Origin of the sequence: Candidatus Cardinium hertigii (assembly GCF_003176915.1) — a bacterium.
Taxonomy (GTDB): Bacteria; Bacteroidota; Bacteroidia; order Cytophagales; family Amoebophilaceae; genus Cardinium; species Cardinium hertigii_A.
In genome coordinates this window covers 652844-678789 of record NZ_CP029619.1, presented here as the reverse complement: position 1 = coordinate 678789, position 25946 = coordinate 652844, and the positions used below count along the sequence as shown (strand labels likewise).

Annotated in this window: 21 protein-coding genes and 2 tRNA genes; 10 read left to right on the top strand and 13 right to left on the bottom strand. The window is 39.1% G+C overall.

Annotated features, from left to right (window positions below):
* Positions 1-6 precede the first annotated feature (6 nt).
* On the bottom strand, positions 7-1206 hold the full coding sequence (locus tag DK880_RS02725; RefSeq protein ID WP_109997288.1) for an anaerobic C4-dicarboxylate transporter family protein: 1200 nt from the start codon (positions 1204-1206) through the stop codon (positions 7-9).
* A 324-nt stretch (positions 1207-1530) separates the two neighbouring features.
* Here DK880_RS02725 and DK880_RS02720 point away from each other — a divergent pair, with 324 nt between their 5' ends.
* From DK880_RS02720 to DK880_RS05200, 5 genes are all read left to right on the top strand, one after another.
* The gene (locus tag DK880_RS02720) at positions 1531-2586 is read left to right on the top strand and encodes an Mrp/NBP35 family ATP-binding protein (protein WP_109997287.1); all 1056 of its coding nucleotides are present in this window, start codon (positions 1531-1533) and stop codon (positions 2584-2586) included.
* Positions 2587-2775: 189 nt separating this feature from the next.
* A complete protein-coding gene (gene hemW, locus DK880_RS02715; RefSeq protein WP_320409222.1) occupies positions 2776-3975 on the top strand; it encodes a radical SAM family heme chaperone HemW in 1200 nt (399 codons plus the stop codon).
* A gap of 70 nt (positions 3976-4045) precedes the next feature.
* The gene (locus tag DK880_RS02710) at positions 4046-5848 is read left to right on the top strand and encodes an ABC transporter ATP-binding protein (RefSeq protein WP_204082244.1); all 1803 of its coding nucleotides are present in this window, start codon (positions 4046-4048) and stop codon (positions 5846-5848) included.
* Between the two features lie 304 nt (positions 5849-6152).
* Positions 6153-8348, top strand: a complete 2196-nt coding sequence (locus DK880_RS02705; protein ID WP_109997285.1) for a MutS-related protein — start codon at positions 6153-6155, stop codon at positions 8346-8348.
* A gap of 222 nt (positions 8349-8570) precedes the next feature.
* Positions 8571-8795: a hypothetical protein gene (locus DK880_RS05200; RefSeq protein WP_162534137.1), complete on the top strand. Its 225-nt coding sequence runs from the start codon at positions 8571-8573 to the stop codon at positions 8793-8795.
* A gap of 277 nt (positions 8796-9072) precedes the next feature.
* Here DK880_RS05200 and typA read toward each other — a convergent pair whose 3' ends face one another.
* The 3 genes from typA to DK880_RS02685 form a co-directional block, all read right to left on the bottom strand.
* Positions 9073-10890, bottom strand: a complete 1818-nt coding sequence (typA, locus tag DK880_RS02695; protein ID WP_109997283.1) for a translational GTPase TypA — start codon at positions 10888-10890, stop codon at positions 9073-9075.
* A gap of 270 nt (positions 10891-11160) precedes the next feature.
* On the bottom strand, positions 11161-12036 hold the full coding sequence (gene murI, locus DK880_RS02690; protein WP_162534136.1) for a glutamate racemase: 876 nt from the start codon (positions 12034-12036) through the stop codon (positions 11161-11163).
* A 32-nt stretch (positions 12037-12068) separates the two neighbouring features.
* Positions 12069-12142 (bottom strand) — tRNA-Ile (locus DK880_RS02685).
* 263 nt (positions 12143-12405) lie between these two features.
* On the opposite strand from DK880_RS02685, the gene DK880_RS02680 reads away from it, so the two are divergent.
* Complete coding sequence (locus tag DK880_RS02680; RefSeq protein WP_109997281.1) at positions 12406-13128, top strand: hypothetical protein; 723 nt, start codon at positions 12406-12408, stop codon at positions 13126-13128.
* A gap of 73 nt (positions 13129-13201) precedes the next feature.
* Positions 13202-13474, top strand: a complete 273-nt coding sequence (locus tag DK880_RS02675) for a SemiSWEET family transporter (protein WP_109997280.1) — start codon at positions 13202-13204, stop codon at positions 13472-13474.
* A 19-nt stretch (positions 13475-13493) separates the two neighbouring features.
* Here the strand turns inward: DK880_RS02675 and era are convergent, their stop codons facing one another.
* Positions 13494-14399: a GTPase Era gene (era, locus tag DK880_RS02670; protein ID WP_109997279.1), complete on the bottom strand. Its 906-nt coding sequence runs from the start codon at positions 14397-14399 to the stop codon at positions 13494-13496.
* 423 nt (positions 14400-14822) lie between these two features.
* On the opposite strand from era, the gene DK880_RS02665 reads away from it, so the two are divergent.
* Together DK880_RS02665 and DK880_RS02660 are read left to right on the top strand one after the other, a co-directional pair.
* Positions 14823-14895: transfer RNA gene (locus DK880_RS02665), tRNA-Met, on the top strand.
* A 36-nt stretch (positions 14896-14931) separates the two neighbouring features.
* Positions 14932-16215 (top strand): MFS transporter, encoded by a 1284-nt coding sequence (locus DK880_RS02660; protein WP_109997278.1) that lies wholly within the window; start codon positions 14932-14934, stop codon positions 16213-16215.
* Positions 16216-16444: 229 nt separating this feature from the next.
* Here DK880_RS02660 and DK880_RS02655 read toward each other — a convergent pair whose 3' ends face one another.
* The 8 genes from DK880_RS02655 to lepB all read right to left on the bottom strand — a co-directional run bounded on the left by DK880_RS02655 (position 16445) and on the right by lepB (position 23910).
* Positions 16445-17065 carry a peroxiredoxin-like family protein gene (locus tag DK880_RS02655; RefSeq protein ID WP_162534135.1) on the bottom strand — a complete coding sequence of 207 codons (621 nt, stop codon included), beginning with the start codon at positions 17063-17065 and terminating at the stop codon, positions 16445-16447.
* A gap of 40 nt (positions 17066-17105) precedes the next feature.
* Positions 17106-17870, bottom strand: coding sequence for a hypothetical protein (locus DK880_RS02650; protein WP_109997276.1), 765 nt, complete (start codon positions 17868-17870; stop codon positions 17106-17108).
* A 159-nt stretch (positions 17871-18029) separates the two neighbouring features.
* Positions 18030-18980, bottom strand: coding sequence for a hypothetical protein (locus DK880_RS02645; RefSeq protein WP_204082243.1), 951 nt, complete (start codon positions 18978-18980; stop codon positions 18030-18032).
* Between the two features lie 94 nt (positions 18981-19074).
* A complete protein-coding gene (locus DK880_RS02640) occupies positions 19075-19890 on the bottom strand; it encodes a hypothetical protein (protein WP_204082242.1) in 816 nt (271 codons plus the stop codon).
* A gap of 610 nt (positions 19891-20500) precedes the next feature.
* Positions 20501-20686, bottom strand: coding sequence for a hypothetical protein (locus DK880_RS02635; protein WP_109997273.1), 186 nt, complete (start codon positions 20684-20686; stop codon positions 20501-20503).
* A 51-nt stretch (positions 20687-20737) separates the two neighbouring features.
* Positions 20738-20953 carry a hypothetical protein gene (locus tag DK880_RS05195; RefSeq protein ID WP_162534134.1) on the bottom strand — a complete coding sequence of 72 codons (216 nt, stop codon included), beginning with the start codon at positions 20951-20953 and terminating at the stop codon, positions 20738-20740.
* Between the two features lie 279 nt (positions 20954-21232).
* Positions 21233-22705 carry a proline--tRNA ligase gene (gene proS / locus DK880_RS02630; RefSeq protein WP_109997272.1) on the bottom strand — a complete coding sequence of 491 codons (1473 nt, stop codon included), beginning with the start codon at positions 22703-22705 and terminating at the stop codon, positions 21233-21235.
* An 11-nt stretch (positions 22706-22716) separates the two neighbouring features.
* Positions 22717-23910, bottom strand: a complete 1194-nt coding sequence (gene lepB, locus DK880_RS02625) for a signal peptidase I (RefSeq protein ID WP_109997271.1) — start codon at positions 23908-23910, stop codon at positions 22717-22719.
* 372 nt (positions 23911-24282) lie between these two features.
* On the opposite strand from lepB, the gene DK880_RS02620 reads away from it, so the two are divergent.
* Positions 24283-25941 carry a hypothetical protein gene (locus tag DK880_RS02620; protein ID WP_109997270.1) on the top strand — a complete coding sequence of 553 codons (1659 nt, stop codon included), beginning with the start codon at positions 24283-24285 and terminating at the stop codon, positions 25939-25941.
* The last annotated feature ends 5 nt before the right edge of the window (positions 25942-25946 follow it).

Sequence of the window (25946 nt, the reverse complement as noted above, 5' to 3'; positions counted from 1 at the left end):
CCTGCTTTAATGGCTTTTTTGAGCGCAGTTTACTGTGTATCTTCTAGAAAAACAATGTATCCAATACCTTACAAGGCATATGCTACCCAACGATAGCAGAAGAAGTATCCATGACCAAGGAGCTACCCTGTGCATTGCAATCCCTTTTAAAGAGGCTATGCATAGTGGGATAAAGAACCATATGATGATCTCAATATCTAATAGGAGTAGATAGAGCCATGCTACCGCTAAACTTAAAAGATACCCTATGTATACGTAGGGTGTACCCTCTTTGATTCCAAGGAAAAAAGATTGCCCTATGTGTAGTAAAATTTCTTTATCGTGGTAAAGCAAGCTATCTAACAACCAAATTAGGCCTAAGAAAATAAAAAATTGCTTTATTCCCCCTTTAAAGCGATCGGTTAATAGGATCTGGGCAGGTTTTATGGTAAGACACAATGCTACTATAGCAGCAGTAGAAAGCATTATGAGTGGGTAGAAGTATGCTATCTTAAGTTTAAAAACCTTACCGATAAAGCTACATGCTGTAAATCCATTGGGAGTAGGTTTTGTTCCCAGCAGCAGCCCCTCCATTAGGCATAGCAGGAGCAATAAAAGTAGGTAAATATAGGGCGCTCGCTGCACCTCATGGGCTTGTGCGGTTGCTGCTGCGTTGCTAGGGCATGTTTTATACCGCTTGATAGGCCAGCTGTAAGGGATGGCCGGTAGGTAATATATAGACAAGACCCCTAGGATGTATAGAAGGTCTATGAGAGATAAGGCATGCGTATGCAGGACTAAATAAAGCAACATCCCTGGTAAAGATAAAGGGCTGAATATATAGGCTATTCTACCCCCTGTAAACAACAGCTGCTTAAAAAAATTATAACGCTGGTTATGTATTATAGCATATATAAACCTTAGATTCCCTGTAATAAATATTAGGGAAAAGCATACAACCCATAGCAAAGGCTGTGGTAAAGATAATGTTTGCTTGAATTTGGTTTCTAGGAAATGAAAAAAGCCAGCTGTCTCTAAGGTAGCCGTAAGGATTATCCAAGCGGCCTGTAAGAATATAAAAGTATAGGGAGGTTGAGCAGGCGAAAGATAACCAGAAAAAGACAGTAGGGTTATGCTCAAACCACTTAGTAAGCCAACAGCTATTCCCTCTAGATATAAACTTGCTAATAGTATACACAGTAAGATGCCCCACCCAATAATAACCATATGTAATGATATAATATATTAAGAAGTAAATACCCTTCCCTAGCAGGTGTAAGTTAGGTATTATCTATTAAAATTTAAGGTACACAGGCATTAAATATAGTAAAATATAGGAATTAACTTGTTTTTAATGAATAAAAAATACCGTAAATACCGCAAAATTTTGTTTACTTAGTACAATAATAGTAAGGGAATAAAGGAACAAAAGGCCTTTGTTAGGCTTTGCTGTTAAGCATGATGGCATGCAACGGATAGGGCATCCATAGGTTGTACGGTATGTCCTGTGTAGAATAGTAGATTGATCCAATTCCCATTAAATTTTAATGCATGCCTAATTTACAAGCAGCCATACTTCAGGCATTACGTAGCGTTCAAGACCCTGATTTAAAAAGAGATTTAGTTTCTTTAGGGATGATCGATCAATTGCTTATTAAGGATCATACGATTTCTTTTACTATTATTTTAACTACGCCAGCTTGTCCTCTACAAGAAATATTGAAGCAGGAATGTATACAAGCCATTCGAACGCAGGTAACAACTGATTTTAACATTGCTATTACGACCACTGCCAAAGTTACCACAGGTCATGCTACTGCTTCCGTTCTGCTACCCCATGTAAAAAATATTATTGCCATTGCTTCTGGTAAGGGAGGAGTAGGGAAGTCTACCCTAACGACTCATTTAGCCTTAGCGTTGGTAAATTACGGGGTAAAGGTAGGTATTTTAGATGCAGATATATTTGGCCCTTCTATTCCTACCATGTGGGGTTGTAGGGGAGTCAGGCCTCCTATTCTAGAGCAGGAAGGAAAAAAATACATACAACCTATAGAGCGCTATCATGTAAAACTAATGTCTATTGGTTTTTTAGCTGAGGAAGCCGTTGTATGGCGAGGTCCTATGGCTAGTGCTGCCTTAAAACAATTGTTAAAAGAAACCAAATGGGGTCCGTTGGATTATTTACTCATTGATCTACCTCCTGGTACTGGTGATATCCCGCTTACATTGGTACAAACCGTAGCGGTTACAGGTGTTGTAGTGGTTACTACTCCCCAGAAGGTTGCCCTAATAGATGCCGTTAAGGCAATAGCTATGTTTACCAAAGCACACATTAAGTTACCTATCTTAGGGCTGGTAGAAAATATGTCCTATTTTTTACCCACCACCGCGCAAAATACCATACATTATATCTTTGGGAAAGAAGGAGGAAAACAGCTTGCCCAACAAAAAGCAATTCCCTTTTTAGGTCAAATTCCGCTGCTTCCTGCAATTTGTCAACAGGGAGATGACGGTATTTCCGCTGTTGATACGTTGCCTATCTTTGATACAATAGCACAAAAAGTAGCACAGCAAATCTCCATACAGAATGCAAAGGCTACGTTTTAAAAAAAATTGTGCGTACGTTGGACTACTTTTAAGTAAACAAAAAGTAGTAAGCAAAAGGATTTACCTATTGTAAATCAATAGCTGTAATGTGTACCTATACATGTAGGATGGGTTATTATTAGGTAAACGAATTTAAAATTTGTATTTTAATCATTCCATATATAGTTGCAGCTGTTTGATGCAACCTAGTTGGTACAACGCTTGAGCCTTACGCAATTGTTCCCAGGACCAATTAAAACCAGTTCAGGTCTATACATACATATTCCCTTCTGTAAGCAGGCCTGCCATTATTGTAACTTTCATTTTAGCACAAAGCGGCAGCTGCAGCCAGAGATGATTGCCTGTATAGGTCAAGAAATTTACCTACGAAGGCATTATTTGGAAGCGGTTCCTATTTCCAGTATTTATTTTGGAGGGGGGACTCCCTCGCTCTTAGCTTTTACAGAAATAGATCATTTATTAACCCAGGTTTTTCGTTACTGTACTGTAGCTACAGCCGTAGAAATCACTTTAGAAGCTAATCCCGATGATTTGACGCTGGAAAAATTGAAAGGGTTGCATCAACTCGGCATCAATAGATTGAGTATTGGTGTACAGTCGTTTAATGATAAAGTGCTTCAATATATGCATAGGGCACACAACAGCGTCATGGCTCAAAAGAGCATAGAGTGGGCACGTTCCGCACAATTTAGCAACCTTAGTATAGATCTCATTTATGCCATTCCAGGAACCACTACAGAAGATTGGCAGCGTGATTTAGCCCAAGCCTTCCTACTAGCGCCGGAGCATATTTCGGCTTATTATTTAGCCATTGAACCCAAAACGGTTTGGGAGTATCAACGAAAAAAAGGGAAACTACTACCCATAAGTGAAGCAATAGCCGCTGAGCAGTTTGCGTGGACCATAGAAACGTGCCAGCAGGAAGGTTACTTTCAGTATGAAATAGCTAACTTTGGTAGACCAGGTAAATTTTCCAGGCATAATATCAATTATTGGTGTTCAAGACCTTATTTGGGTGTGGGGCCAGCTGCCCACAGCTATAAGGGCTGGTATAGACAAGCAAATATTGCCCAAAATATAAAGTATATGCAAGCTATTCAGCAGGGACATTTACCCTATACAGAAGAAAGATTAAGCGTAGCAAATCGGGTGAATGAATATATTATGACTACCATAAGAACCTGCTGGGGATGTGATTTGGATTGGGTAGCTAGACAGTATGGCGTATCCCTTCTGGCCATTCGTAAAGATTATATAACCAGTATAGTACAAGAAGGATTAGCCCATTATGTGGATCATAAACTCTATTTAACCAATAGAGGAAAACGGTTTGCCACTAAAATAGCTGGAGACCTTTTTATCCTTGATACAGCGGAAGCTAATGCATAGCAGATAAGTTACCCATATTATATAAAACGCCATGCGTACGTATGCCAGAATCTTAAGTTATACAGGATCCTTGAAACGGCAAGCCTTCTGTTATTTTATGGCCACTTTTCTATCCATTTTCTTTGGCTTAATTACCTATAGTTTGGTTATTCCTTTATTAAAAGTACTTTTTAATCAAGAAGAATTAAATACCCTATTGGTAGATAATCCATTATTCCCAAAATGGCAAATGAGCATAGACTACCTCAAGTGTTTGTTTGATTATTTCTTTATACAAACAATTATAAGTTATGGAAAAATATATGCCCTTGGTTTATTATCCCTTTTATTCATGGTTTCTACCATTTTAAATGGTTTCTTTAGGTATATAGCAGATATTGTTATGGCTAAGGTGCGCATTAAGGTAGTTTACCGTTTACGGTTGGCCCTTTTTAGAAAAATGTTAACCTTTCCTTTACAGCGCTTTACAGATAAAAAGCAGGGAGACTTAATGGCATGTATTACTGCGGATATCCAGGAAATAGATAATGCTGTAGCCGATACATTGCGTTTGTGCTGCAAAGAGCCCACGCAGCTTTTTTGTTACATTGCGCTCCTCTTTTACATGTCTTTCCGATTAAGTCTTTTTACTTTATTGTGGTTGCCCGTTGCGGGGTGGATTATTGCTAAGATTATAAAACAGTTGCGCAAGTGGTCAGATAGAACGCAGCAATCATTAGGAGATCTGATGCATTTGATTGAAGCGATGGTAAGTAGTATCCGCATTATAAAGATTTTTGGTGCACAAAATTATGCGATTCAGCAATTTAAAAAAGAAAGCAGGCTTTATGCACGCATCAATAGATCCATAGCATGCAAAGAGTATATGACAGCACCCATATCAGAATCATTAAGCGTAGCAGCCATTTCCATTATACTTGTTTATGGAGGATACCTTATTTTTATAGATAAGCATGCCTTAAGTCCCAGTACTTTTATTGCTTATTTTATCATTTGCACGCAAACCCTTATACCGATCAAGATGATGGCACGTTCCATTGGTCATATTCAGCGAGGGTTAGCTGCTGGCAGGCGTGCCTTGCATTTATTGGATGAAAAAACAGAATGGTCAAGGCCATTGCTGGGCGGCATAACCTATACCACTTTTAAACATGCCATAGCTTTTAACAACGTTTCTTTTGCTTATAGTACCAAGAAAGCAGTATTAGCCAATATCAATTTTACCATTCAAAGAGGAGAAACAGTAGCCATAGTAGGGGCTTCTGGTTCAGGCAAATCTACCCTTTTATCTCTTTTATCTGGCCTGTATCAGCCCAGTAATGGGACCATTACCATAGACAATTTTTCTATTACACAGCTTAGCAATAACACCTTACCCCGTTTAATGGGGGTTGTAACGCAGGAATCTATTTTGTTTCATGATACGATTTATAACAATATTGTTTTTAATAGGCCAGGGATTACGCGATCAGCAGTTATAGGGGCTGCTCAGATAGCTTGTGCCCATCCTTTCATTATGGAGTTGCCCCAAGGCTATGATACAGTAATTGGCGAGCAAGGTGGTAAGCTATCTGGTGGTCAAAAGCAATGTATTTGCATTGCTAGGGCTGTATTAGGGAATCCGCCCATTCTTGTCTTAGATGAAGCAACCTCTGCCTTGGATAGGGTTTCTGAGAGAGCCGTACAATCAGGTCTTCAATCGTTTATGCAGCATAGGACGGCCATTATTGTAGCGCATCGGCTAAGTAGTATCTACCATGTGGATAGGATCATAGTTTTAGACCAAGGGAAAATAGTAGAGGAAGGAACACATGCTACGCTCTTGGCTCAAGAGGGTATTTATAAAAGATTATTTCATTTGGAACAACCGTAGATGCACTATTTTCTTGAAACTTTTAGAGTATTTCTGAAGCATGTTTTGTAGGAGCCATCCGCTCTAGGAAGCAGCATCCCCTACTGTAATGGGTTGGCCTGTTTTTTTTGGAAAAAGATGCCCTATATTAGGTTTTATTTTTTTTATCATTTAAATTTGTGTTATGCTCATTTGCACTAATGTAATAAAAAGCAAGTTTGCTAGGTTGAGGGGAGGATAAGGTTGCTTACTTGCTAGGAAGGAGTGAGGGACAATATATTGGTTAGTATTATATTATACGTGTTAGCTTAATTTAGGTACTTTTATGCAGGTTATACGCTTTATACCATTTTTTATTTTACTGTGTTGCACCCAAGTAGTTTCGGTAGCAGCTGCTGACAGCTCTTCTATGGCTGTTTTACTAGCAGATAATTATTTAAAATCTTTTACGGAAAAAGCAAAAGAAGGAAAGGGGCGTTTGGTAGGTCAAAAGTCAGCCAAGTTGGATACCAACGTTACCGCTGTTGCTCTTGCTCCCAGGGAAGAACGGTTATTAATTTTTAATGAAATTTTTGAAACCAGTAAGCGCTATCAGGCCTGCTATCCCGTTTCACGTAAAGTGTTGAACCAATATGCCTGGAATGATTTGCATCTCTTTTGTGGTACTACTCGTACACCTGGCTACCATTTTTTATCGCGCATCAATAGGACCCTTACCGCTTTGGGGGAATGTGCGTTGGCTTCTTTGTTAGCTGCCCCTACTGCTGATTTATCTGTACTTTCCAAGCGCCAGCAATTGATTGCTTACTTGGGAAAAGAAATAGCTATTGGTAGCGTTCTAAAAGATCAGTTACAGGTCTATAAAAAATCTGAGAATCATTTGTTGTCTTTTTGGACAGAAACGGATCCTTTGTATACAAAGGAATATGCAGAATACCTTACCCGGCTTTTTTATTACAAGGATCGAGTAGCCGTCAATAAGCAGGCAGGTTCCTTGCAAGGGAGGAAATTCTGGTTAAGGGACGTATGGAATATTTACAGTAATTTTGTTTTTTACCCTCTCCTAGGTGTTGCGATTTGTGAAGCAAATGTTGTATTTAACAGTGAAATCAATCATAAGCATGCCTATACAGACATGTTCCCTAGGTATGTTCCAATATGGAATTATTTTTATTGTAATGAACTTTATAAGTCAGGCACTAAATATGCCCCAAACCTAAAGGGGAATAACGAATTTAAGATAGTCGGTTATATTTTTTCTACATGGTTTACCCTACATTCCTTGTGGCAATACTACAAGGGTTATAGAAACTACAAGGAATACGCAGCTGTATTAAAGAACCTAGCCCTTCGTATGGCAGATGTGCAAACCTTTTTTACTGTTGCTAAAAAGGTTACTGCGCTTATCCAGGAGAATCCCCAGCTAAAGGCCTTGTATGGGGAGCAATTGGCAGCCACTAGAAAGTTGTTGGAACGCACGCAAGAGCAATCCGAAGTAGGTGATCTGTTGCGCTATCTGGAAGAGATGCCACTTCGTTCGTGGTCTTATTTAGGTAGTAATGCGGGGAAGCTCTTAGCCAGCTATAAGCTTTTTGTAGAACATAAAGCTGCCTTCCATGATGCTTTGTATGAATTGGGTCAGTTGGATGCCTTTTTATCTATCGCTACCTTAATGGAAGAGACGCGTGCAAAGGGCGCCGCGAATGCCTATACCTTTACTAAACTCGTATCACCTGCGGAGGCTACCAAGCCACATTTGGCGCTTGCCGCCATGTGGAATCCTATGCTAGCGCCTACTGTAGCCGTAGGGAATGACATTACCCTGGATGTAGGCGGTGTACAGACGGTTGTTTTAACAGGTCCTAATGCAGGCGGAAAGTCTACCTTTTTAACTGGTGTAACCTATGCTGTTTTGTTAAGCCAAACTTTTGGTATTGCTGCGGCGCAATCCTGTTCCTTGACCCCCTTTAGTAGCATCAATACCTATATTGACATTACCGATGATATTGCTGCAGGTAAGTCGCTGTTTATGGCGGAGGTTGCCCGTTTCCAGGATCACTTAACTAAATTGCGGCAATTGAAACGGGATGCATTTAGCTTTAGCATTTTTGATGAGCCTTTTAGTGGTACCAATCCAACTGAGGGTGCTGCGGCAGAGTATTCCGTATTAAATTCCATTGCCAGCTATCAAAATACGTTAAATATTGTAGCTACCCATTATCCTATAGTGATGCTTTTAGAAAAAAATGAACCAACCAAAGGTTTTAAGAACTATAAGGTCTTTATTACGAAGGATGCAGGGGGGCGTATTAACTATAGCTATAAGGTTATTCCAGGAGCGTCTACGCAAGCTATTGCCATAGATATTTTGGAGGAGGAGGGTTACTCCTCTGACATGTTAAAGCAGGCTAGAGATATTATAGATAATCCAGATAAGTATAAGAAAAGCTTTACAGAGAATAAAAAATCAGCTGAAAAGGTAGCGTCTAAGAGACAGAATAGTAAGCCTGTAAAAAAATAATCTAAAGTTTTGTAACGCATTTGTGTTAACTAGGGGAGTTGTTTTTATAAAAAAGATAACGCGCAAGAGGGTGATAAGATAGCTTAATACCCCTTTATGCACTTGTGTGTATGCTTTGTAGAGCTCCAAGCTGTTGGATGGTTGTTCCTTGTAAATTGTCCTTCTAGTTTTACATATATATATAATATACAGGTATACAGGGAAATAAAAAATATAAAATCTATGAGAAAAAGCATAGCAACTTTATGGTGTCTTTCCATTCTAGCGTTAGGCGGTTCCTGTAGAAAAGAAAAGGTTGCGCCTTCTACTAATCAGCTAGAAGAAGAGTTTCTGCGTAAATGTGGAATGAAAAATGAACAAATAAAACAATTGAACGAACAACTGACAGATGAACAAATAAAACAATTGAACGAACAACTACAACCATATTTTAAAAATTTATCTTAAAAAAACAGCAACAACAATAAGCCGGATGGGGAAGGTATTGCCAATGCTCGGATGGTTTTCAAGGAGAGGGTAGATAATCATAAGCTGAATCAGCTAGTAGCAGCCACTGTATTTATACGGTGGCTGTTTTTGTTGATAAGGGTAGTCATGTAGTCATAGGGACGTATTATGAACCCACGCGCGGGCGCAAGGGTTCCTAGAGGGGAAACAGGCCCCTATTAGACCGTTAAAATAGCGGTAAGATACAACCTGGTTAGTGCCAGCTCTTGGCAAGTTTTTAATGCCGTGTTTTCTCCATTCTTTTGCGTTTGCTAGGATCTAATATAGCTTTGCGTAAGCGAATGGATTGGGGCGTTACTTCCACGCGTTCATCATCCTGGATGTAGGCAATTGCCTCTTCTAGTTTCATCACAACAGGTGGACTGAGCCGAATAGCTGCATCTGCAGTAGCCGCACGCATATTAGTAAGCTGTTTTCCTTTCAATACATTTACTTCTAGGTCATTATTTCTATTGTGTTCCCCTACAATCATACCTCCATATACTTTTGTACCTGCTGCAATAAATAGCTTACCTCTATCAGCTAAATTAAAAAGTGCATAGGCCACTGCCTCACCACTGCCCATGGCTACCAATACACCATTGCGTCGGCCACCAATACTACCACGATAGGATCCATAACTATGAAAAATTCTATGCATAATACCAGTACCCCTGGTTTCTGTTAGGAAGGTACCATAATAACCAATTAAACCCCTAGATGGGCCAATAAAAATAATACGTGTTCTACCAGCCCCCATAGGTCGTAAATCCCTCATTTCTGCTTTACGCAAGCTCATAGATTCAATGACAGCGCCGGAGAAAGCATCATCTAATTCAATTTGGATTTCTTCTAGTGGTTCTAGTTTGCTTCCATCCGTTTCTGTTTTAATCAGTACGCGTGGTCTGCTAATGGACAGTTCAAACCCCTCCCTGCGCATGGTCTCTATTAAAATACCCAATTGCAATTCACCCCTTCCTGCTACTTCAAAGGAATCCTTCGTGGGGCTCTCTGTCACTTGAATAGATACGTTTGATTCCAATTCACGCATGAGCCGATCACGCAGCAAACTAAAGGTGACTTTGCTACCTTCCGATCCCGCTAAAGGAGAATCATTCACAGAAAAATTAATAGACAACGTAGGGGGATCTATGGGAGAAGCAGGGAGCGCTTGCTGAACAGCAGGGGCACAAACCGTATCTGTTACATTTGCCTGTTGTAGGCCTGCAATTACCACAATATCACCTGCATAGGCCGTTTCAATAGGCAAGCGCTCCATACCACGAAATGCCATGATTTTGGTAATTCGGGCATTCTCTACCCATTCATTTTTTTGATTAAGTACTTTTACAGCTTGTTGGGTTTTAAGTACGCCTGTAAAAATCCGTCCTGTGAGGATGCGACCTACGTAAGGATCATATTCTCTAGCTGTTATAAGCATAGAAAAATCAGCTTCTAGCGTAATTTTGGGGACAGGTACCTGTGCCAGCATAAGCTCAAACAAAGGGGTAAGATCCGTTCTAGCTCCCTCTAATGTGCTACTAGCCCAACCAGATTTTCCAGAAGCATACATAACAGGGAAATTACATTGCGCTTCTGTAGCTTCCAATGCCATAAAGAGTTCCAATATTTCTTCCTCTACTTCTTTGATCCGTGCATCCAAACGATCTACTTTATTGATGACTACAATGGGGTGTAATCCAAGCCGCAATGCTTTACTTAGAACAAATTTGGTTTGTGGCATGGTACCCTCTGCAGCATCGACCAATAGTACTACCCCATCCACCATACTTAACGTACGCTCTACCTCACCACCAAAATCAGCATGGCCAGGGGTATCTACTATATTAATACGAACATCCTTCCAAACGAGGGAAGTGCATTTGGCAAGAATGGTAATACCACGCTCTCTTTCTAAATCATTGGAATCCATAACCCTTTCAGCTATTTCTTGATGTGCCTTAAAGGTGCCACTTTGCTTTAGTAAATTATCTAATAACGTTGTTTTACCGTGGTCTACGTGGGCTATAATTGCAATGTTGCGTAAGGATTGCATGAAATGTATCTTAATTTTAAATGATTCCTACTTTATCTATTTCTAAATAGCATGCCAGGTAGGGTATGGATTGCTTGTATGAGATAATGCTATGCCTCTTCCGCTTTGTTAACCCCATACCATAAAATTATATTACGCTTCGTTAACTTTTAAGGTCCATTGCGCATATACCTAGCACAGATAAAGATACGATTCTTTTTTAATTTTGTGAAGATACCATTTAATTAACAATAGAAAGTATATATGCCTATACGTTTTCTAACTCAAGAACTAGGGCATATAAGGAGCTGTCATAGCAACTACACTTTCTTTATAAGGCTGTAAATCTATGGTTATAGCACTCTGTCCAAACAGCTGCTGCGTGGCATTGGTAAATGCCGCTGTTAAGGCAGTTGCCATAAAACAATGCGAAACCGGTTGAATGCTGCTATGCAGAAGGTTATGTAAAGTTAAAAAATCTTTAACAGCTAAGGCCGTAAGCCCTGCTACATCTATAGTATTTAATGCTATGTGATAATGTGTTCTGAAAATTTGCTTAATTTCCGATTCTAAAAACAAGTAATGGGTACAAGCAGGGATAAGTGTATGTATAGCTGCGTGCGCCAATGGGTCTAAGTAGCTTTGTAGCAAACGGGCATCTATGGGTTGCTGAACAAAAGAGGCTTCCACCATAGTTGCTAAAAGTGGTGTGGACAAAGCGATAATGCTTTTCCCTATTTCTTGCAAACGTTTACTATAGTTGCCATGGGTTACGGTATAGGTGGTACCTATAAGACCTATAGGGTTATCAGCTGTTGTAGCACATAAAGCAGCTATAACAGGTTCTACTACATTGATGATAGGAATTGCCTTATTTATAAAATAGGTAGCGTTAAGGTAGCCAGCGGCAGTTGTGGCTGTATTACAAGCTATTACCAATAGCTTATACTGTTTATCCAAACAAAAATTTACTATCTGCGCTACATAACTACATAAGGAAGTGGTAGTTTGATTACCATAAGGTAAATGCCGGGTATCCGCAATATAATGCAAAGATTCCTGTGGTAATATTTTTTGAACTGCTTTAGCTATGGCTAACCCTCCTACACCGCTGTCATAAATGGCAATGGGGGCTGCTTTCCTGCAAATAGAATTAAGTAATAGCACAGTTAAAAACAGAAAATAAGCCCAATGATACGTGGGCCCACCAGGACTTGAACCTGGGACCTGCTGATTATGAGTCAGATGCTCTAACCGACTGAGCTATGGGCCCGCTATGTACCAGCTGCTAGCAGTAAACGCTACCAGTTGTAAGTAACCTAAGATAGGATGTAGCAATTTTACATTTTTTTTTCAAAAAAACTAGAGATATGGGGAGTTAATAGTTATTTTTTTCTATTTTTCTCTTGCTTAGGGATGTTTTTAGTGGGCAGGTATACCCTTTAAGTGGTAAAGGTATACCATTACACTGTTTTGAATCTTATGTATTTTGTTTTACTTTTACCTTTGTTTTTGCTTATTTTTTAGCTTTGCATTATGACTATTTTGCTGTTTGTATTTTATATAGGGCGTAGATTTGTAGGGGAGCGTTTGTTGTGGATAGGCAGGGTGATTCCGCTATGCTTTGGCGGGTTGTTAGGTCTGTCTGCTTCTTGTAGTAAGCCAGAAGAGGCGTGTGAACATGCTCCTCATCCCATATGGTGTTACTTTAACAATTCAGAAGACAACATCCCTAAGGATAAGTGTCTCATTACAAAATTGGGTGATAAGGTCATCCGTTTTCATATTACGGCTGGTCAGTCTTATTTGAATCCAGGGAGTGCTTTAACCCATAAGGTAAATACCGACAATATAGTAGAAATAAAATTGTCTGATACAACGCAAGAAAATAGAGATGACGAGAAAAACTTAATCATAATGCCTCATGCCTATGGCTATGTTACAGAAAAAGATTTCTCAAATACGATGCGTGCTGGCATAACGTATAATTTTAATAAAAAAGAAAAAAACTTGGGACTACCGGCTGTATTTTTACAGGATTTAGAGAAACAAGGTTGCAAAGATGCCGTTGTTATTATTGGTACAGGATTTCAAAGGATGCTAGGGGTTAGTGAGGAATTAGAAAAGAAGCTTAAGGAAAAAGAAAGCAAGGGTGAGCTTACCTGCTTCATACATTCTTCCTATTATGCAGTAGAGGAACACAATACAGCTACGAAAGCTGGAAAAAAGGTATTTACATTTATTCACCTTGGGCCTTAGCTAACGGTCTGTTTAAAACTGGGTAATATATATATAAGCCTGATAGACTATATTCTATTTAATTAGTCCAATTATGGAAAAAAATAAGTTTAATTTTTTTTATAAAAACTATATGATGGTGATGGGGCCGCTTGCAAACTTAATGTTTTACTTGCAGGCTTATAAGATTTTTACTACCAAACAAGCAACTGGTGTAGCTTTTTTTGCTTTTGTTTGGAGTTTTATTGGACTCAGTAGCTGGCTTGTATATGGCATCGTATTAAAAAGCAAAGTATTAATCTGGTCTAATATAGCTGGTGTAATCGGTACGCTATTGGTATTAGTAGGTATTTTATTATATGGATAAGTAGAATTAAATCACTGATTTACTTTGGATTCCGTATAAGTTCTGATTTTTTAACAGGATAGCCAAACTGAGCCAAGAGTAATATGTTTTTACGCCAGTTAGGGGTAACTTTAACGCGTTGCCCTAAAAAGATTTTTTTCTGGAAAAATTTCTCCAATGCTTCTCTAGCTGCTATCCCTAGCTGTTTCAATGCCGTTCCTTGGTGCCCTATTAGAATACCCTTTTGTGAGGGTCGTTCTACATGTATAACTACCTCTATGCTAATAAGCGCTTCCATCTCCTTAAAGCTATGGATCTTTACCTCTACACTATACGGTATTTCTTGGTGATAGTAGTCTAATATTTTTTTGCGTATGATTTCTTGTGCAAAAAAACGCTCTGGTCTATCTGTTAGGAAATCTTCCTGGTAATAAGGGGGGTGGTAGGGTAACCATTCCACAATTTTTTGCGTTAATTGATCGATGTTTTTATTTTGGCTGGCAGATATAGAAATAATTTCTACAGCTGGATGATGCCGTATCCAATAGGCTTTTGCTTCATCCAACTGAGTAGGTGTCAGTAAATCTATTTTATTCAATACCAATAAGGTTGGTTTGTTGCTTTTGTTTTCATAGGGCAGCGGGTTGCTTTCCAATTCCTTTGCATCCACTACCCAAAGCATGATATCCGCACCTGCGTATGCAGTGTTTACGGCTTCCATCATAGCGGTTTGTAGGGGGTAAGCGGGTGTAATAATGCCTGGTGTATCCATATAAATAATCTGGAAATGTGTTCCAGATGACATACCGTATAGGGTATGGCGGGTAGTTTGTGCTTTTGCATGGGTGATGGCCAGCTCCTCCCGGATCAATAGATTCATTAAAGTAGATTTCCCTGCGTTGGGCTTACCAATAATAGCTACAAACCCAGCTTTATAGTTGTTCATGGATTATAATTTAAATGAACCCTGTGTGTTCCCATTGAGGCTATTAAGTGGTACCTGTCCATGTAATTTCCCCTTAAAGGTTGAAATAAATAGATAAGTATACAAAAAAAATTTATCTCGAGCGTTATAGGTATAAACGCCACGTAAGCCTTTTATTTTAGTACCCTTCGTTTAAGGGAATCTTGTATTGTGGGAATAGGGGAATAGTTGCAAAGTTTCTTATAATATGCTTATATTTGTTAGAGGGGCATTGGATCAGTAGGGAGGATCAGTAGGGAACTACGGAACAATAGTTCTTAATAGGAAATTACAGGGCAGTAGTTCTCAGTAGGGAACTACGGAACAATAGTTCTTAATAGGAAATTACAGGGCAGTAGTTCTCAGTAGGGAACTACGAAACAATAGTTCTTAATAGTATCACACCGCGGGGTGGAGCAGTTGGTAGCTCGTCGGGCTCATAACCCGAAGGTCATAGGTTCGAGTCCTATCCCCGCAACGCTATTTTCTTCCACAACGCTACGCTTTCCTCCTAGTGCGTTTTTCTAGGGAGAAAGTGTGGGTATCGGTTACTGCAGAAAAATCTGCCATGTCTTTAACGAAGCAGCGTCAGTCCATTATTATAGCAAATGCCGTTATACATTTTGATAATGCGCTATATGGCTATATGGTTCCTATGCTAGCTCCCCTTTTTTTTCCGGAAAAGGAAACAACCCTACAACTTATATTAGGTTATAGTATTCTTATAACTGCTTGTATAGCTAAGCCTTTGGGAGGGTTCCTTTTTTGCCTATTTACAGCATACGTAGCAGAAAAACGTTTACTTTGTTATATTCTTTTAGGGGCCAGTATATGTCAACTGTTTATGGGCTGTTTGCCTATTTATAGTGCCCTTCCTTGGTGGGGAAGTCTTGGGTTATTGGTTGCTAGATTTTGTATGGAAATTTGTGCAGCAGGGGAGTACCATATAGCACGTTTGTATTTAATGCAACAGACAGATTGTAGACAGGCTAAGTTATTTTCAGCACGTTATGAAAGGGCAACAATGGTAGGTATTACTTTTGCAAGCCTGGTAGCAACTGTATTAATTGGGAGGAACCCTATCCTGTTTTATTGGCGTTTGCCTTTTATTATAGCAGGGTTAATCACATTGTTAAACTTAATTTTTTTTAGATGGGGGCATTCTTCCTTTCTCCAACTAGATAGGGGAATGGGGGTTCGCCCCAGTTTTGCTTCTCTCTGGGAGCAGCTCTGGCAAGGGCGCAATGCGATCATCCCTATTGCAGTTGTAATGGGCTTTGGTTACCTCACGTATGCTGTTCCTTTTCTTTTTATGCCCAAATTTATTCCAATGATAGCTACTATTCCCTATGTACATATGATGCAACATACTACGCTGTTTATGTTGGTGGATATTGTGTTATTGGGATGGGTAGGAGTGGTAGGTCCAAAGTTTACCCCCCGCTTGCTTATGCTAGGGGCAAGTAGCATGGTAGCGTTGTCCATTATTCCCATTTTTATGGGATTGCAGGAAGCCTCTATGGGATTTGTTATTTTTGCTCGTTTTTGGTTAGTTGCTTGGGGCGTAATTTTTAGCTGTTTTATAACTGTTTGGTGTAAAGAGCAAACCCATAGCACCAATCCCTATTGCGTCGTAGGTTTTGCTACCGTATTAGGTACAGGTCTGCTTGGGAAACCTACTGCTGCCATTTGCTGGGTTTTATACCGTACGTATGGTAGTCCTTTTGCACCTGCTTGCTATATTGCATTATTTGCTAGCATTACTGTAGTAACCCTTGTAAAAACAGGAAAAAAATAGTACCTGTTCAGCACTGTGACAGGAATCTGCTTTTCAGCATACTTTTAGGTCGGATTTCTAGCGTAAAAGTTCAAGTTTTATAATGAATTTCCTTAAAAAACTAGACACCAGCTATTCTATATTTATGTATAAAAATTGTTGCAAAACGCGTTTTATGCCATAGTGCTGAACAGAGACAAAAAATAAGCTTGATTAGGATGTTTATACCCTGGCTTTGTAAAAAGATAAGCTAGTTAATCTGTTCTATAGCCTTTTGCACTGCCTGTATATCCACATGGTCCCCCCAATGTTTTTCCAAATGCATGAAGGTTATTTTATCTTTATTAATTAAATAAATAGCTCCCAGTAACCTCGCTTCACCTTTTAGATTCCCTTTTATGCTAGCTCCCTGGTGTTTGTTTACATAAGTAGACCAGCGTAGGAATCCCATCCACAAAGGCATCCATCGTTGCTTAGGGCCAAAGAAATGTTTATTTGGATCGTAATAAATATCCCCTTTAAGATAGGGTCGAAAGGCATCTATATCTATTATTTCATGGGTTATACCAATGAGGCGGATGCCCCTTTGGTTGAGCTGGTCAGCAAGACTGCTAAGCCTACTAGCTTCATGGCGGCAAAATTTGCAGCCTACACGCCGGATGGCCATCACGACTACCGGTGAAGCATTAAAAATCTCTGCAGCCTTTATAGCTGTATAGGCAGCTGAATTTTCAGATGAATCAATATAGTACAGTTTACCTTGTTGCAAGTAAGGTAGGGTAGGTTCCTGATGACCAAGCGTATAAGTAGTGGGTAGATTGGCATAGGTAATGGTAGCTAGCGCAGCTATTGTTAAAATTTTTCCGATCATGAAGTAGGTTTTTTTTATAAAGCATCCCTGCATTGTACAATTATAATAAATTATTTATTCCGTGCAACAAATTAAAGATATTGCGATTCAATTCCTGCATTTGTTTTACCATTTCATTTATTTCTTTTGGTATCTCTTGTGTTTGGGCCTTTACTTCTTTTTCTTGCTCTATTTCTTTTAAGTCTGCTTTTAGATCCTTTTGGATTAACGTTGCTTGTGCTTGAATATCTTGTAAGATTTTAACTTTTTCTTTTGTCTCTGTTTTTATATTGTGTTTTTCTTTTCTAGGCGATTGCTTTTCTGTTATATCCAGAACGTTTAATTTTAATCTTGTTATTTTACTTGCATATGTATTATAATTTTTGTTATATAGTTTTTCTACTTTTTTTTTATAGCGGTGTACTTGTTCTTGTGAAAGTTTATCTTCCAAATCGTTTGATGCTTTTTTTTGTATTACTTTTGTTTCACTTTTACTTTTCTCTTTAGATGGATCTTGCGGAACTTCTTCTGAACCAATGGAAGGTGTTGCTCTAGGTAGCTTTTTTTGCTCGCAATTTATTTTCTCATTATCCTTTTCGTTATTATTTTCTTTTTCAGATTGATCTGGATGAGCTATTTCTAATGGTAGTTTATGCTTGTCAAGTCGATCCTCATGGGATTGTTTAGCTTTTTGAGCAGGAACCTTATGAACAAGAGGGGGGCTATTTTCAGATAGGGTTATGGTATGTTTCTTACACGCTGGTACCAATGTAAAAAAATACAATAAAAATAAACCAATCCTATTGTTTGCTATATTACGTATCATTTTTTTGTTTTTTTATTTGTGTTAAGTATATCGAGTTTTTTATAAATAAAGTCCAGTGGCCTATAACTTTTTATATTACTCTCCTTAGTATTGATTAACTAAATTAGCATAAAGAAATATAATCACGGTATAGGTTTTGTAGAGAACAGAATAAAAGCTTTAAAAATTTTTTACTGAACCTGGGTTGCACAATTTTGGTTGTATTTTCGATAGCATTTCATGTATATACGGTTTCAGTTGAATTAAGTACTGCTTGTGCTTTTTATCATCTGATTCGCGCGCTGTAGCAGCTTCTATTTTCTGTTTTATTTCTCCTAGTAATCTACCTATGTCTTCTTTTGCTTCTTTAGGAAAGCAATGATGGAATAGTTTAGTAGACATCTTGTGTATTACAGTTGATACTTCTTTAAATAATTTGACTAATGCTATTTTTGCATAGTGTATTTGGTTAGCATCTGATGGATTTTTTTCTGCCTGTTCGAATGCGGTTTGTACCTCGGCTATTATCTCTTGTAAACCTACTGCTGCCTTAGAGGCTGCGCTTAATAGGTCCCCATATTGGTAAACAGTTATACCTGCACCGAGGCAAGCACTCGATCCGATCCATGCTATTTTGTAAATAGCTATGTTGTTAAAGCTTGCTGTTGGGTTTAGTGCTACTTGGGAAATAGAAGGCATCGTGTTAGGATAGCTTGATGTGGATGGCTCTACTTGAAAAATAGTAGGTACCCTGTCGTTTATTAGGCTTGTTGCTGTTGCCTCTGGGAAAAAGAGCATAGGAATTGGGTCATCATAACTGGATGGTATAGTTGGCCCTGTGGAGAAGTTATAGTAATAATTATAACCCCATAGTAAAAATGGCGGCAAGTAGGACAAAGTGGCAACCATGCCCATCTTTAGGAGTGTATTCCATTTTATTTTTTGAGAAACGATTTTTTGTACATTAGTAAAATAATCCGTTATACGCCCCATATCATCTAGTAATTCCTTTTCTAGGGTTAGAGATTCTCCCATCAAAGAACCCCTATTAGTTAGCTGATTTTCTTTATTGTTTCCACTGCTTATAGTAGAGGTCCCTGTTTCCTGTCCATAGTTTTCGTTGCTATGCATTTGTATAGGTGCTCTGTGGCAACCCCATGCAAATAAAACCGCTATAATTTGTATAATACAAGTTTTGTATTTGTTACTGTACATAAATCATAAATTAGGTTACATAATGTTCTTTTCCTTTTAGCCCAAACATAGTTTTTATAAAACATCTGTACTCATCACACTTCTCTACTTGACGTTTAAATTCCCCTTCCTGTAACATTTCAGAGATTGATTGCAGCGATTCTTTTAATTTCTCTAATAGGTTCTCTAACTCTGCTAGAGCATGAGGAAAAAACAGGAGGAGGGATTCATCTCTCTCTGCAGCTAGATCATACGTATTGCAAAACAATTTTTTCATTTGTTCTCTTGCGGGTTTGGCATGCCGTTCTATGAAGTCAAAATCGAAAGAATAACTTTCTTTATTTTTTTTGGATAGTTCGTAAGCATGGTTCAATGCTTCTTCTGCTTTTTCTTTTTCTTTCATTAACGCTTTGCGAGAGAGACGTGGTTTTTGTGTATTTCCCATTCTATTCCATTGCGTCATGCCTAGCACTGCTATAAGTGAAAAGCTACCTGTAAGCAAGGTAGCTGGCAACGCAGTTGACATACTATACGCTATATAAGGTTCAGCTACTCCCAAGCTATGGCTTAAATAGGAACTAGCTACATTACTAAGGAAGGTTATACTTGCTGCACCCCCTCCCAATAGCGCTACACCAAGTAAGTCGTATTTGGATGATCCCTCTATATGCATTATCCTTTTACATTTTTGTAAAAATCGGTTTTCTTGTGCAGGCATTAAAGGTCTTAAGAGAAGGAGTGTATCTATGATTTCCCCTAATATTTTTACGGATTCTAATGCTTTTTTTAGAGAATCATGCGTAAGACGTGAAGCGATTTTTACTATGTTATCGGCGTTAGTTGACATGTCAATAGTGATTGTAGTATTGTTGCTACTATACAGGACCTTCATACCTGTATCCACCCGATTACAACCCCATAAAAAAATAGCAGCAATAATAACCATTAATATCCTAGCAAACTGCTTGCAAAAAATCTGGTAATACTTGTTGCAGTAACAATACATAAAATTCAATATAAAATAATTAATATATGGTTAGCTTTATAAAAAGATAATAGCATACCTAAACAATAAAATGGACAATATATGCTGCTACTTTCTTCCCTCTACCTAACTTTTATTGTAAAGAATTGTTCGCATAAAAACAAGTGTGCGAAGCGGTCGTGTAAGCTACTGTATAAGAAATGTATAAATTAATTTAAACATAATCAGTTGTAAATAATAATTTATGCTGCTTGTTAAAAAAAAAGAATTTTTGCTTTTTTTAGCAGTTCTTTTACAGTTCAATTTACTTCAGTAGGCCGTTGCGCTTTATGGGACTATAAACTCTTTCATGCATGTGCCTATACAACGCATCAAAAGGTTTTTTTTAAATCTTATTGAGAAACAGAAAGTGAAGCTTGGATTTTTTCTGTAATAAAGCGTACGCCATTTGGTATACCCCTTCTTGCAGAAGCTATTTTTCTATTATTTGTATCAGGAATAGGTTGGATAATAAGCCATAGGGAACAGCCACCGCCTTAAGCAGTACAATTAGGCTGCTGGTTTCAAGAGCCGGTTGTTTTATTAGAAGGCTATTCCCTCCTGTTACAGAACGATGCAACCCAAACAGTAAAGGATAGCTGCTATAGCCCTGAAGCATTTATACACGTTATAGAATCAATGGGGAAGATTTGCTTTTTTGACCATTGCCTTAATTACCTTTTGCTATGCGCATTATCCCTGCCACTTTTTTAGTTTCCTCTTTATGCTTTTCAAGCGCTTCATTCCCATTTATAGCCATAGCTTTTTTCTTCAAACTAGGATGGGTTATGGCCCTTATTAGGATTATCCGCATAGCTAATTGCGCTGTTGCATCCATATATGGTAGTATAACAGAGCAGATGAATAGGGCACTAAGAGGAATCATTTCTAAAATTTTTATAAATGTTGCACTTCTGTTTAATGGATAAGGCAATCTCAAACCTTTTTATTTCCTATTTTTTATCTGGGACCTGAATGGCGTTTAACGCTACTATCTGTGAGGATAGGAATGATTGGATAGCCTATCAGTAGATATAGTTATGCTTTGTTTTATTGTGTATTACAAAAGAAAAAATAGGGTTATTTGGTAGGCATGTGGCTATTGCTATTGGTATAGCACTATACTTGCTACTTTTGATTCAGTAAAAAAAATAGTAGGAAAAGCTTAATAGGCTTGTGCAAAGATTACACGCTTTGGGGAAGGCCTTCCTGTATAAATACACTTTCCTGCTTCTGCTGCCCTGTCAAGCGGTATGCAACGAATCGTAGCCTTTGTTTCTGCTTTGATTGTTGCTTCTGTTTCGCTTGTTCCATCCCAATGGGCGAGCAGCAACCCGCCTTTGCTGGCGATAAGCTGTTTGAAAGTAGCGTAATCATCTACCAAATGTATATGCTGCTGCTGAAAAGCAAGGGCACGTTGATAGATATGCTCTTGAATGGATGACAGCCAATCCATAACTTGTGGAACCACATCTGCTATAGCAACGCTAACTTTCTCTTTGCTATCCCTTCGTGCCAGCTCTGCACGGTTATGGTGCAAATCTTTAGGACCTATTACAATACGAATAGGAATGCCCTGCTGTTCATATTCAAAGAATTTATACCCAGGCTTGTAAAGATCATTGTCATCTAATTTTACGCGGATAGCTTCTGCCTTCAACACTGCTTGCAAATGGACCAACTGGTTAACCACTTCTATGCGTTCGGTAGCTGTTCTATAAACCGGTATAAGCACCACTTGTATGGGTGCAATTTTAGGCGGTAGTACCAACCCGTTGTCATCGGCATGCATCATGACCAAGGCACCCATAAGACGCGTAGTGGTACCCCAGGAGCTCCCCCATGCATACTCCCGTATCCCTGCCTGGTTGGTAAAGGTTACGCCAAAAGCACGCGAGAAACGTTGCCCTAAGTAATGAGCAGTGGCTGCTTGAAGCGCTTTGCCGTCTTGTAGCAGTAATTCAATGGTATACGTTTTTTCCGCACCGGCAAAGCGTTCATGATCTGTTTTGAGTCCTTTTATGACAGGCATAGCCATGTAATCTCTTATAATGCGCTCATAAAGCGTTAACATCTGTAAGGTTTCTGCTTCTGCTTCTGCTTGCGTAGCATGTGCTGTATGCCCTTCTTGCCATAAAAATTCAGTAGTACGTAAAAAAAGCCGCGTGCGCATTTCCCAACGTACTACATTACACCACTGATTTAGTAAAATAGGAAGATCTCTATAGGATTGAATCCACTGTTTATAGGTGTGCCATATAATGGTCTCTGAAGTTGGCCGTACGATTAGCTCTTCCTCTAATTGAGCAGCAGGATCTACTACTAGAGCACCATTATCCATTTTTAAACGGTAATGTGTTACAATTGCACATTCTTTAGCGAACCCTTCTACATGGGCCGCTTCTTTATGGAGATAAGACTTGGGAATCAGTAAAGGAAAATAAGCATTCATATGGCCTGTTTCCTTAAAAGCATGATCAAAAATAGCTTGTAACCGCTCCCAAATGGCATACCCATAGGGTTTGATGATCATACAGCCTCGGACAGGCGCATTTTCTGCCAACCCCGCACGTACAATTAATGCATTATACCAAGCAGAAAAATCATGCGACCGAGTCGGAAAGGCAGGGGCGGACATAATGGTATATTTTAATGTATCTGCTTAAAAAACCTATTCCAACGTATCCCATGCCAAAACCCTTTAGAACTACTGGAAGAAAGTAGCACTATAATGGCCTTCCCTACAATGTAGTCTTCTGGAACAAATCCAATAAAACGGCCATCACAAGAATTATCCCGGTTGTCTCCCATAACAAAATAATAATCCTTACAAAAAGTATATGCTGATACAGCTTTCCCATCTATCCAACAGGATCCTTCCGTAAACTGGACGGACTTTTTGCCTTCAAATCTTTCTATGGTTTGACCATATAATATACTATTTTCCTCATTCATTGGAACAGTCATGCCTTTTTTAGGAATGGTAAGCGGACCAAAATTATCTTTACTCCAACTAAAAGCAGCATGAAAAGGGTAAATAGCAGATTGAAAAATGCCTCTGATGTCCTCTACAGGATCAATAGCATGTATATAAGCAGGCAGTATGGCTATCAGCTGTTTCACCTTTTCTGGCGTAGTATGTATGGCATAGCCTGTTTGCCCAAACATAGTATCAGCTTTGTACCGTTTAATGCCATTTTTCTCAAAAAAGACATCCGTTAAATGGCGTTTGGTTTGTACAAAATAACGATACTGCTCACCAGAGGTAACACGTAAAGTTCCATTGATGTAGAGTTTCTTATGGACTATATGTAGCAGATCTCCTGGAATGGCTACACAACGTTTAATCCAATAATCTCGTAAATCAGGTGGCTCTGGACCTATAGGTTGATTAAAAACAATAACATCATTGCGTTGTACCTTACTTATCCCAGGTAAACGATAGGAAGGTAATTGTAGCCAATCGCTATAAGCCTTTATTTTTTTGCCTGCTGCATTTAAAAAAGGCAATGTTTGATGGGTAAGCGGCAGCTGTAGGGGTGTGGTAGGCGTACGTGCACCATAATGCAATTTGCTGACTAAAATAAAATCCCCTGTTAGGAGTGTTGGTTCCATAGATTCAGAAGGTATTACATATAAACCCATGAGCACCCAGCGGATCAGTGTGGCGGCTATAATGGCTAAAGAAAGGGAGCTAACCCACTCTCGAAGCGTATGCAATACTGCTTTTTTATTCTTTTTTTGTTTTTTACCTAAAAAAACATTACCCATTTTTTCTCCTTTTGTCCTCGTCCTAAATAAAACACTGCTGTTGCGTACTATAAATCCAGCTGCCCCTACCATCCCTTGTTCCCTTTGAAACAGCTAACAGATAAATGGCTTTGTATGCAAAGGGAAAGCTTGCCTATAAAAGTTATAGCTCCTCAATTTAGATAAAAAATGGCAACTATTTATAGTACAGTACTAAAAAATGATGCTATTTTATAGGGAAATGCAATAAGTAGCAAGCTGTATGGCATTTTCTACGCCTAAAAATAATTTGTAAATTGAGTCTACGTGTAGGGTGCGTAAAACAAAAAGGAACAAGGGTTTAGGTATAGCATTGCCGTAGGTTGTCTATATCATAATTTACAGTTATAAGGTTGGGAGTCGAGTTATATGAAATTCAAAAGCCATACAGTGCAATATACCTGGTTATACAGTTGGGTTTTATGGATGGGAACAGCGGTATGCTATGCACAAAAAGAAGAAAATGAGCTTAAGGAGGCTCAATTTGTTATTGAGAAGCATAAAAAAAACAAAATAGAGTCAGTACCAAAATTATTTTTTAAGGCCCCTACGCAGACAGTTAAAAGCGAACAGCAGTCGTTGGCAATGCTGCAAGCGCTGGCTCCCTACGTTTTTCCGCTGGATCCCGTAGCCGAGGTCCTCTCTCCTTTCCCATTGAAGCAGGCGCCGCTTACGCTTTCCTTCCCTTCCTATTTAAATTTAGGACTTTTAAACATGGTTTTTCTTTTTATGGAGCTTACCTACTATCCTTCTTTCCTGCGTAGGCAAGGGAAAGGGGTGGGGTATCTACATGCAACCTATGCTCCTTTTTATTGGCACAGGAGTTGGAAAAGCCCAATGGTTGCTGTGGAAGGTCAAGGAAAGTTTACGATCGGAGCATGGCTATTTTATCCAGCGCTCCAGTATCAGTATGAGACCTATCGATTCCTACCGGAAACAAACTCCTCTTATCCTAGTATGAAGCGCGGCATACAGCAAATAGCAGGGACCCTGCGCTTGCAGCATGCCCATGCATCAGCTGCCCATACGGTGCAAATAGCGTATGACTGGCTTGCTTGCCAAAATAAAAAAAATAAAAAAATCAGCGAAAAATGCTTGATAGCGCAATATAAAGGGATCAAACGGTTGGAGAGCTATGCCTTACATGTAAAAGTGTATGGCAATTTAGCAGGGCACCATTCGGCTGCTACTGCGCAGCCACTACGCGGAATCCTATCCCTTAAGCCAGGTATTACAGTTGATTTTCCGCAAGCAGTGCAATTAAAGACTAGCATAAAGGGTTCCTATCACAATGCGCCCATTGCCAATGGGGACGTGCATTGGCAGCTGTACCCTACGGTTCTACTGAAACATGCCGCTATATCCTGGCTAAATCCTTATATCACTATACAAGGACTAGGGATAGGGAATGCGGTTCAGCCGTTACATCTACGAGATATCGTGATAAAAGATCCCTTTATAACGGATGCGTATACTTTAAAGCATTACAGTAAAGGGTTCCATTTCCAGCTAGGTAGCAGAGGAGAGCTGTTGGCTATGCGGACGTTGTCCTATCATATTTATATGGCTTATAGTCACTTTAATAATTTACCTGAAAAAAGAAAAGCAAGCGCCAATCAATCTCACTTATACGCACTATATTATAAGGATGAGCTTCAGAAGCTATGGAATCCTACCGCAATACTATATTATAATGATCCTAGATTAAACATACATATGACTTTAAAGCTACAGGGTTGGCTAGGTAAGGAAGAGGTAGCAACAGGCTACTTGCTCAATAAACCCAATAGGAAGGTAAAATTTACTACAGCTTATCAAGTAGCTCCCAAATGTCTTTTAACAGCTGTTGCCTCTCTATATGGCATGCCCCCTTTGCGTGCGGAAGGAGATAGTGGGGCAGTGAGTAGGGAGCCGAAGGTGGGTTTTGAGGGGGGACTAAGTGGTAGCTATGCGTTTGATGCTAGATCTTACGTATACTTAACGGTAAAGTATGCTAGATACCCCTATAAGTTCGCCCATTATACGGGAAGGGGGTATGAGGGTAGCCCGTTCAGTATGTCACTTGGTGTTATATATGAGTGGTAATTTTT